Source organism: Nostoc sp. JL33 (assembly GCF_017114985.1).
Classification (GTDB): Bacteria; Cyanobacteriota; Cyanobacteriia; order Cyanobacteriales; family Nostocaceae; genus Nostoc.
Genome location: NZ_JABXKP010000054.1, coordinates 71,171 through 80,575, shown reverse-complemented (window position 1 = coordinate 80,575; position 9,405 = coordinate 71,171). Strand labels below are relative to the sequence as shown.

General features: G+C 40.8%; 13 protein-coding genes. 8 read left to right on the top strand and 5 right to left on the bottom strand.

Annotated features, from left to right (window positions below; all coding sequences use genetic code 11):
• The first annotated feature begins 166 nt into the window (after window positions 1-166).
• The 4 genes from HWQ23_RS15680 (at window position 167) to HWQ23_RS15665 (ending at window position 3,134) form a co-directional block, all read left to right on the top strand.
• Entirely contained in the window at window positions 167-871 is a 705-nt protein-coding gene (locus tag HWQ23_RS15680; RefSeq protein WP_292829717.1) for an HAD family hydrolase, read from the top strand.
• 464 nt (window positions 872-1,335) lie between these two features.
• Complete coding sequence (locus tag HWQ23_RS15675) at window positions 1,336-1,737, top strand: hypothetical protein (RefSeq protein WP_292829715.1); 402 nt, start codon at window positions 1,336-1,338, stop codon at window positions 1,735-1,737.
• A gap of 277 nt (window positions 1,738-2,014) precedes the next feature.
• A complete protein-coding gene (locus tag HWQ23_RS15670) occupies window positions 2,015-2,191 on the top strand; it encodes a hypothetical protein (RefSeq protein WP_292829713.1) in 177 nt (58 codons plus the stop codon).
• A 628-nt stretch (window positions 2,192-2,819) separates the two neighbouring features.
• Complete coding sequence (locus HWQ23_RS15665; RefSeq protein WP_292829711.1) at window positions 2,820-3,134, top strand: hypothetical protein; 315 nt, start codon at window positions 2,820-2,822, stop codon at window positions 3,132-3,134.
• Window positions 3,135-3,210: 76 nt separating this feature from the next.
• Here HWQ23_RS15665 and HWQ23_RS15660 read toward each other — a convergent pair whose 3' ends face one another.
• Window positions 3,211-4,170, bottom strand: a complete 960-nt coding sequence (locus HWQ23_RS15660; protein WP_292829709.1) for a water stress protein WSP1 — start codon at window positions 4,168-4,170, stop codon at window positions 3,211-3,213.
• 1,051 nt (window positions 4,171-5,221) lie between these two features.
• Between HWQ23_RS15660 and HWQ23_RS15655 the strand changes: the two genes are divergently transcribed.
• Entirely contained in the window at window positions 5,222-5,479 is a 258-nt protein-coding gene (locus HWQ23_RS15655; RefSeq protein WP_292829707.1) for a DUF7219 family protein, read from the top strand.
• Window positions 5,480-5,767: 288 nt separating this feature from the next.
• Here HWQ23_RS15655 and HWQ23_RS15650 read toward each other — a convergent pair whose 3' ends face one another.
• Together HWQ23_RS15650 and HWQ23_RS15645 are read right to left on the bottom strand one after the other, a co-directional pair.
• Window positions 5,768-5,926, bottom strand: coding sequence for a hypothetical protein (locus tag HWQ23_RS15650; protein WP_292829705.1), 159 nt, complete (start codon window positions 5,924-5,926; stop codon window positions 5,768-5,770).
• A 382-nt stretch (window positions 5,927-6,308) separates the two neighbouring features.
• Window positions 6,309-6,599, bottom strand: coding sequence for a Nif11-like leader peptide family natural product precursor (locus HWQ23_RS15645; RefSeq protein ID WP_292829703.1), 291 nt, complete (start codon window positions 6,597-6,599; stop codon window positions 6,309-6,311).
• 470 nt (window positions 6,600-7,069) lie between these two features.
• On the opposite strand from HWQ23_RS15645, the gene HWQ23_RS15640 reads away from it, so the two are divergent.
• A complete protein-coding gene (locus HWQ23_RS15640; RefSeq protein ID WP_292829701.1) occupies window positions 7,070-7,495 on the top strand; it encodes a hypothetical protein in 426 nt (141 codons plus the stop codon).
• A gap of 296 nt (window positions 7,496-7,791) precedes the next feature.
• Window positions 7,792-8,283: a hypothetical protein gene (locus tag HWQ23_RS15635; protein ID WP_292829699.1), complete on the top strand. Its 492-nt coding sequence runs from the start codon at window positions 7,792-7,794 to the stop codon at window positions 8,281-8,283.
• A gap of 432 nt (window positions 8,284-8,715) precedes the next feature.
• Here the strand turns inward: HWQ23_RS15635 and HWQ23_RS15630 are convergent, their stop codons facing one another.
• Entirely contained in the window at window positions 8,716-8,862 is a 147-nt protein-coding gene (locus HWQ23_RS15630) for a hypothetical protein (RefSeq protein WP_292829697.1), read from the bottom strand.
• Window positions 8,849-8,980: a hypothetical protein gene (locus tag HWQ23_RS15625; protein WP_292829695.1), complete on the bottom strand. Its 132-nt coding sequence runs from the start codon at window positions 8,978-8,980 to the stop codon at window positions 8,849-8,851. Before HWQ23_RS15625 ends, HWQ23_RS15630 begins: the two co-directional genes overlap by 14 nt.
• 137 nt (window positions 8,981-9,117) lie before the next feature.
• Between HWQ23_RS15625 and HWQ23_RS15620 the strand changes: the two genes are divergently transcribed.
• The gene (locus tag HWQ23_RS15620; RefSeq protein ID WP_292829693.1) at window positions 9,118-9,357 is read left to right on the top strand and encodes a hypothetical protein; all 240 of its coding nucleotides are present in this window, start codon (window positions 9,118-9,120) and stop codon (window positions 9,355-9,357) included.
• Window positions 9,358-9,405: the final 48 nt, after the last annotated feature.

Genomic DNA, 9,405 nt, shown 5'->3' with positions numbered 1-9,405 from the left:
TACCTGATGCTACAGCAGGATGAAGAAGGGAAATTCGTCTCCATACCAGATCAAGTAGCTCCCCGACCCATACCTTATGATGTGCCTATTCTCACTAGCATCTTCGCGCTACTCGCTCTTAAGTACACTGTTGCCGTTATCAGGGAATAATATGCAAAGGAACGATATGAAAGTTGCTGCCTTAGATATTGACGGAACTCTCTACCCTGGTGCTTTAGGGCTTCAGTTACTACAAGCATTGACAGCAAATGGTATTAGTAATAAATCAAAGATCGAGGATATTTTTAAAGTAGTTGAAAAATATCGCCTTAATGAAATTGACTTCCAGATCATGGCAACTACCGCTTATAATCTCTTTGCAGAGGCGATTGCAGGGATATCACAAACTGTAATGCAGCGTATTGCTAGGCAAGTATGGCAGCAAGAACGAACCAAATTATTCCCTTTCGTTCCGAAACTCATCGACATTCTCAACAGCCAGGGATATTCCCTTGTATTAATTTCAGGTAGCCCGGATGAAATCGTGTGTTGCCTAGCTGAGGAGTTTGGGATTTCAAAATACCAAGGCTCAATTTTCGCCACTCACCAAGGTAAGTACACTGGAAAAGTAAATCTCTTGTCAGGATCTCTTGGCAAGAAGTATTCTATTTTTCTACAGATGGTTAAGGATTGGAGTGTAAATCTGGAGGAATCCCTCGCCATAGGTGATTCAATAACTGATACGGCGCTCCTTGAGATCGTTGGAAAACCTGTAGTGTTTGAACCTCATCCATCATTAATGTTGATCGCACAAGAGAAAGATTGGCTTGTTACCAACCGGAATAATATTGTCAAACATATCATGGAGTTAGGAAACCCATTTTTGACTTAAACAATAACATCGTCGGTTTTGATAAATCCAACGATGTGATTAATGGTCAAGAGGGTAATGTCCCGTAAGGGCGATGCCTTGTGATCAGAATTACACCCAGCTGTAGAGCGACGACTTATTTGACCACAGCGACAAATAATTTGTCAAGTTCTTCTCTTCTTGTGAGCTTCGCTCTAGAGGAATCTGATTTTTAGCATTTCTGATATGAAGCTATAGAAATTACTTGAACAAGCAATGTAGAAAAATTTAGATTGTTGACAAAAAATCTGCCGTTTTGGTCAAATAATTTGTCGCTCTACAAAAAGCTAATGAAAACAAAACAATGATTGTGAAACGACATCAGCAGAAAAACAAAGAGTGTGTCTGTTGTGCCGAGGTTTGGGGTCAAATAGCGTGGTACGTGACAAATTCATTACGACAAATATCGTGTTAAACGACACCTTACACTGCACTTGGAGAAACTAATGAGACACTTTACCCTGTTTACTTTTCTGTATCTAGGAGCAGGAGTTTGTCTAACGGCGATCGCACTTGGGCATCCTGACATCACTCCAAACCTTAAAATAACCCTGCTAGTTAATGCTGGACTGTTATACCTTGTCGCTGTCCTTAGTACCTTTCGATTTTGGCGTCAAGGTGTACTACGGAGCGAAGCGAAACTACGCGATAAACCTGCTTGGGATCGGAATATTGTCATGATCCTACCAATCCTTCTCATTGTGGTAATGCTTGTTACAACCATCCCCAACCTGGTAAATCAAAACTGGGCGATGGAGGCGATCGCGAGAGCATCTGTAGGCCCACTGCTCATCCTAATTAGTGCAGAACAACTCTTTATCAGAAGCCAAATTCGGCGAGAATCCTGATTACTACTTGCGTAGCTTACCGCCAACTCTTGGAGACGCACTGTTAGGTCGGCATCGCTGTACTAGTTTGACAATACTGGCTTTTATACAACTTTTGGTAGTCACCACTGAAAACAACCTCATTTTGTATTAAACTTTGATACCGTAGTCACGCGCTCTATATAAGTAATTATTGATAATCTACTATGACTACCAAACCATGACTACCAAAATCCCAAAACCTCCAATATATTTTTAAGGCATTAGGTATTGGGCATTGAGCATTGAGCATTGGGCGATGCCAAGGGCGGCAAGCTACGCACTTCCAAAAGTGACATCAATTTTGCAATCTCAATTTTTCACCGCGAATGTTTGGGGAACATCTAATTGCCTTCCCGCCGCGCCGCCAAAACAAAAAAAAGGTATTTGGGGAATGAGGGGAGGGGACAAGGGGGCGATCGCACCGGAGAGCTAACCACGTATTTTATTGCATCGACTCTGGCTTGACCACATCGGGTATTAAATTGGGGAGAGGCGAATGGGGGGAAAGCGATGCCAAGGGCGGCAAGCTACGCAAATACAAGGGTCAAGAAGTGAGATTAATAGCAATAGAAAAACCGCTATTAACCTCACTTTTTGATCAGTCTATACAGTTAGTGCCAGCATACTAGCATTATTGTATAAAGCTACCAATTTCCTAACTGCGCTGCTGATTCAGCGCTTTCCTTATCTGACTATCTTTTCATATTTCAAGACTTTAGTTATTAAATCTCACATTATCATTTCATATTTGACTAGCAACTGCGTTGCCTGACTGCGGCGATCGCACCTACTACCGCCGCCACAATCGCCTACACCAGTTTTCGGCCATCCTACAGTCAACACCCTACACACCCCTAGAATCCTAATAGGGATTTAGGTTAATTGCAATATTCAACTTTTGCATTCATACAAGCTGTGGTAGTTGTTTCAATCCCTAATAGGGATTTAGGTTAATTGCAATCGCTTTAGCAGATTTATCAAAAGCTAAAATAATGTTTCAATCCCTAATAGGTATTTAGGTTAGAGAAGGTGGTATTCATCTGCTTAAAATTCACACAATATTGAAAGATAATATCCCAAACTTTGACCAAGAAAGAGAAAGCAAAAAGCAAGTTTCACCAATGTTAGATCATACGAAAGATAATATCCCAAACTTTGACCAAGAAAGAGAAAGACATGGTTATAGGTTGTTGAACATTTTTTTAAAGACAGTCATTGAAGGAACGGATATTTGTCTATCGAGTGATAACAATAAATTAATTTTGAGAGAAACGTTAACTTTAGGTTCTAATGGCCCATCAAATAGAACTTTAAATGGTGGTAGCCCTTATTTAAGGTCTAGAGTGCTTACTACAAACCCCGTTAACCTATCATAATCGCGTTTAGCTCCGTTCTTCAACTCTTGCAAAAACTACTTTTACAAGAGTTGAAGAAAGAGTATCCTAACGACTGTTATTCATTAACAATCGTAAAGCCTTCATAATCAACGACTCCACTCACAGCATTTGGTAAATTAACGTTACCAAGTAAGGTGGCGGTTGCAAAGCCAGCACCATTAGCACCACCAGCACTACCTAAACCTAGACCTGATGCAGCAAGTTCATCTTGGTAGCCTGTGATCTCATACACAGCGCCAGTTTCCGCCCAACCGATCAATCTTTGAGAACCGAAGTTAGTAAATGACAACCCAGAATCTGCGTTGAGATTCAAAGCTTGCCCTGAAGCAGTTCTCAGAGCAATTGGCGCAGATAGCTGACCAGTGAGCAGATCGACTTTGTAAAGCTGGTTTCCATCTCCATCATTAGTCCTGAAATCGCTAGCAAGAGCGCGAGTATTACCAGGATTGAGATTGTCGATAGCTAATCCATCGGCAAATTGAGAGTTGGTAGGTTGAGTTCCTTGTCTTTGTGCAGCAGTAGTAGCTGGGCCAAAGCTGTCTACAAGGCTAATAACTCCAGGGGTAGCTGTAGTAATTTTATAAAGAGAGCTTCCTACTGGCCCATTTGCGGGATTCGGATTCCCTGAAATGTTGTATAGAGCACTACGATTAAAGTCAGCACCTGACTCAAATCCAAAACGACGGTCAGATCCTGTACGAGTTGGTGAGGTCGTGGCTGGAGCAAAAGGCTGATCTACATTATTAACGACAGTAACAGTTGGATCAATTGGTGTTGTAGCACCAGTGACCCGTGCTTCGTTAACTGCACCTACCCTTCCGGTAATGGGGTTAGTTCCCAAACCTTCTAGATCGGCGGTAGTAGCATTAGCTGGAAGATTGACTGTACCTACTCTTGTAGGAGTAATAGAACCTCCAGGCCCCGAAGGGATCAAAAAGCGGTAAACGTCAAGTTGCTTGCCATTACTAGCGTTGCCGTCACGATCCTCTCCAATGGTATAGCCGTAAAGAACCATGAGAATTTTCTCCTTGTTGAAACCTGTTAACCTTTTGGGAACATTCCAAATATGCAGTATTTCAAATGTGCAAATTTTTATGTGACTAAAAGTCTTTAACGACACAAACAAAGCTAACATTTGCAGGCTAAAAGTTAAACCTAGTCTGCATTATTTTAACTTTGCTTATATAGCCTATAACCTTGCCAAATTGAAACACTACTAAACCTTTGACTGTAAACAGGTAAGGACAACTTAACTCAATACTGTTATAGTTACTATTTGCTCAACGAATAAAGAGAAAAGAGTATTTTATTTGCCAATTTAAAGTCAAAGTTCAAGGTTAAAAAAACTGTATTTGGAATTATCTTAGTAAGACTATATTTGAGTAATGTTAAGATTTCATAATATTTCGGTTAAATTTAATAGTTACTAATTTTATATACTGATCTAAACATAACTAAACTGTTTTAATAGTTATTAAACGATTTAATCTTCGCAAGCGATCACTATTGGTCTTAAGAATTACGCATTGGCAGGAAATACCAAAAATAGATGTTTTAAAAATACATCTGTCTTAGGGATAACTTATTAATTACCCGTAAGTGCGGGTGTATTTACCATCAAAAAATGGCCAATAAAAGCCTGAAAAAACCAAACCTATTTTAGTAATCGGTTTCTCTTTTCCGTATACAGGATTTTTAGCTCGGTTTTCAGTGCGTTGCCTGTGGCTGCAAGCTTGGCTATGCTGTCGCCAGTTGGGAAGATACCGATAAATACGAACTTCAGAACAACGTCCAACTTACAAAAATGACCTTAGACGAATTGAAAAATTAAGTGATTCCAAAACGGTATTTTTAATACTATGCCAATATGTAGATGCAAATGTATAAGTAGCGTGCAAAAACTAAGTAAATCGGCGTTAAAAAATTAAGCTATGTAACAATATGTAAAATCAGTGAATAGCTTATAAATTTGTCATCCCACAATTTTTACACAACTTAACATACATGGCTTTTATCGTGCCGACTCATTTAAGTCTAGATTTGTACTAAGAAGATTTTTTTGGAATATGGATAACGACAATCAGATAGACAAAAATAATTTCCTCTACCAGCGCTATCAATATCTTGGTAAGTACACGCCTCAAAATCTTTTATTCAATGCTAATCTTCAAGAATTTTCTGAACGTGTCTGTTATCTCTGTAATCTACAAACTTCGGGAAAAATTTCTTCACAGGAGTGCTATGAGGAAATTGAGTTACTCTGGCAACAATTAACACAGAGCTTTAAGGCGCTAAAAATCGATGATAAAGATGTTACTGAATAATTAGACCTGGGAGCATTGGCTATGCTGTCACCTGTTGGGGAAAATGTCGGGAAATACATCACGCCCAACTTTCTCGCAAAATTATATTCATTGGGTTTTTAACAGCATTTTGATTAATTGGCTTGAGCGAATCTATGATTAGTATCGCTGCGTCTCCTGCTCTGCCCCACAATAGTTATGCTTTATTATTTTCTTTTGGCATAACTTCTATGCCCCGCCGCCTACTTGCTGCGAGTCGATTAGCGGTCACATTCCTATTACTTAGGGATTCCCGCACCACTTTTTAAGTTACCCGCACCACTTCCGCACCACTTCCGCACCAAGAAGCCTTACTGTGTAAGCATCCCGCACCACCCGCACCAGTTTTAGGGGTTGGATAGACTTTATATTAGATTTTTTTTTGAAAATATTTTCTGCAATTTTTCTCCAAAGTTTTTTCAAATCCATTAAAAGTGGTGCGGGTGGTGCGGAACCCTTGATATTGCGTTGTTTTTGGTGCGGTAACTGGTGCGGAACTGGTGCGGGTAAATCCTAAACTGGTGCGGGTAACTTATAAAAAATAAGTATTTATACTTCTTTCCCAATGTTTATTCAAAAAATAGCAATGTTGAAGGCAAGAGGCGATGGCGTAACCATTCCTCGTCCTGGGGAGAAGGCAGAAGGGAATACTGCTTCCAGCCCTCTGCCGGTGACCAAAGGGAACAAGGGTTTAAAGCCCCGCCGTCTACACGGCGCCAACAATTGATTGGGGTCTGAATCCCCATTCGATTGTTCCTTCTGCCCTCTGCCCTCAGCATAGCTGCCTTCTTCAAAAATTCTCGCGTGACCCCTAGTTGTACTCTCCAGGAAGATCAGTTTTTCTAACAGTAATGCTGCCAACTTTCTTACCTGACATTCTCAATAATTCATCACCTGAAAATTCAAAACCAAGCTTTAGTGCTATTCGCGCAACATCATCTGCGGTTGATGCTGCGAGCACCTCGTTTTTAAGTTCAGGTTCAGACTGCATTTTCTTTAAAAATGCTTCGATTTGCTCAAAAGCCATATTTAAAATTTGATCCTCGCTAGCTACTCGTAATATAAAGAAAAACAGCAGTATATTCTTTAAGACTAGCAGCACAAGGGTCTCAAGATTCGGGGGAAAGATGATTATCGCGACGCGCTGCTCTTCATTTATCAGAATCTTGCTTATAAGAAACCACCTTCTTATAAGTAAACGGGTGGTTCAAATTATTTTCATCCTCTACATGAAGATTTTTATGGAGGGATTGAACTGTAAAGTTTTGTAGTCAAACTGCGAAAATGCAGAATTGTGCCGTGATGAAGGCATAAGATAGCAAATTTGTTGGTACTCATTATTGGGAACAGATTATGAATACTAACTATCCACCATGCCCAAAGTGTGGGGGACAGCATTTTAAGGTCTGGAAATTACCTCACCCACTGGTACTACATTGGGTTCTGAATCCTGGAGTCGCAGTGGGTGAGGTTCTACTAGGTGAGTGTGTACCGAAAGTCACACTCATCTGCCAAACTTGCCAATTACCACTTTACGAAAGGTGTTACATCCCCTGCCCACACTGTAGGTCGATGCATGATGCTCGTCGTTTCTCTAAGCAACGTGCGTTTGGGGTTTGGTTGGGCTACATATGTCCAAACTGTGGGCAGCGCATACCACGCCTCTGGAATGTTTTCTCGTTAGTTGTTCTAATAATTTTAACGCCACTGTGGTATTTCCCTTACCGATTTTTCTTTAGAAACCGCCATCTATTAATGCAGGCGAATTTAGAAACTTCAGCCAAATCAAAACCAACTGCTAAGACGTGGATTCTCACAGGGGCTTTATTTGGCTTTTTCATGTGGTTAATGATGAGTCTTATTCCTGCCGTTATTCAACTCATGAAGACTCAAGTATTTCCTCTATCCTCAGTACTTGCTAAAGTTCCAATTTGGGGTATAAGCGGTTTTTGTGTTGGGCTGTCTATGTATCTAATTTTTACGAAAAAACCAAACTAACTGGAGTTTAGAGGCTGTTTGAAAAGTCTAAATTGTTACTCGCCTGGGGGAGAGCGAAATCGCGGCAACGAAGCAACTAAAAAAACTGTCGCTCTGGGGGTGGCACGAACCACCTTTTTATTTGTCAGAATTTACTTACCAGAACTAATCCTCCAATAACTAAGCTCTGGCCCCCAAGCTCAATAAATAAGTAAAGCAATGCTCGACTCTCCACCCCTTGTCACGCACTAACTAACACATTTGCAGCATTGGCTAGTATTCTAGTTAGACACTCATGATAGAACAGGGGATGAAGTATGGGAGAAGCTAAACGCAGAAAACAGCTTTTGGGTGATGTCTACGGTTCACGAGTTAATTTAGAAAAATGCCCCATACCTTCAGAAATTAGCCTTGGATATGTCAGTGATCAAGCATTGGCAACCACCAAAGCCCAACTGCATAGGATGCCTGATGATTTTAAATCCACCTTTTTCATCGCCTTGACAAAAGCTAAAACTATAGTTGAGCCAGGAATTGTTTTCTCTGAAGCTCTAAAGTTTTCCGGTGGGGTTGGTGTCGAAGTTACATTCCGCTCCGACATTGAAACTTTTGTCAAATCCCGATGTAATACTCCAGCTCTGGGCTTACGCCTGATACAAAAACTTAAAAGTGTAGACTACAATACTCATCGAGTAATAGCTCTCCTTGGTGGTTCTGATACTCCCATGCTGCCGATTAATGTCTATTCTGTTCACCAAATCGAAACTCTGCTTAAGTACCTTAATGAAGACACCTCGACAGAACCTTAGTGGCAAGAAATAGAAAAACGCCAGTAGTAAAAGAATTTATCAGTTGCACTCATAATCGTGACCCAAGGGGCATAGGTTGGGAATGGAATGCTTCATATAGGCTGTATCACCCCATAAAATAAATGCTAATTCTCCAAGCGGGAAAATATTACTGCAAATTGTTACTGCATTTTCTACTGTATTTTATCTGGAGTTAGAGTAAATGCAGGAAATTTTGCAGCGATCGCTAATTGGTGCTGCTTGCTCCTTGCCAGATGTTTTTGTAGTGCTCAGTAGCTAAATGTAGCACTACAAAGCCTGGAATATCAGCATAGGCCGAAACCTTTTCCCATCCCCAAGAATATCCGGTCTGAACGCGCAGTTCTCTCCCGTTTCTAAATTCTAATTCCCAAATCTCTAGTAATAAGTAATTGAGTTAAGTAATTGAGTAACTTATTCCTCTAACTCAATTTGCTCAAACGCTTGCTCTACTGTTTTTAAACCAGTGCGCTGAAACATTACATTCATAGCATTCTCCAATTCTGCTGCCGCCACCGTCCGCTTCACCAATAGTCTAGCAACCGATTCAATCCAACCCATCCATCAATAATTCAGACATCTCCACAAAGGGCGATCGCATTCTTAAATCTTTGACCACAGCCAAGGGCAGCTTCGCCAGTACATCGCCCAATATCGAACCGCATCTAGAGCGATCCATCGCTCTATCGCTGAATTACAGGCAGATGCAAAAGTGCCACCAGAAGAATAAACTACCTCGCTTATCGATTATCGCGGTTAGTTGCCAGCTTTTGGGCTATAGGATTAATAGTGGTGGGTTAAATTTTCAAAATTCCTATGAAAATTAATGCGTTGTGTGAATCAATTTCTGAAAGATTTAATATCCCCTTGCCTGCCCCACCCTTGGAGATAGGCAAGGAAGTCTATAACCCAAAAAGCCTATCGGTAAGCGTGATTATCGGCGTTACTTGGAGTAATGACGATAAAGATTGGCGATATCTCTTGGTCGACTCTGGCTTCTCTACTCCTGTGCTATGGGTAACTACTGCACAGTTATATGGAGATATGCAGGCATAGCAGCTTTTGATCTACTCCGCGCGGCTGATAACTCAACGTATTTTACCC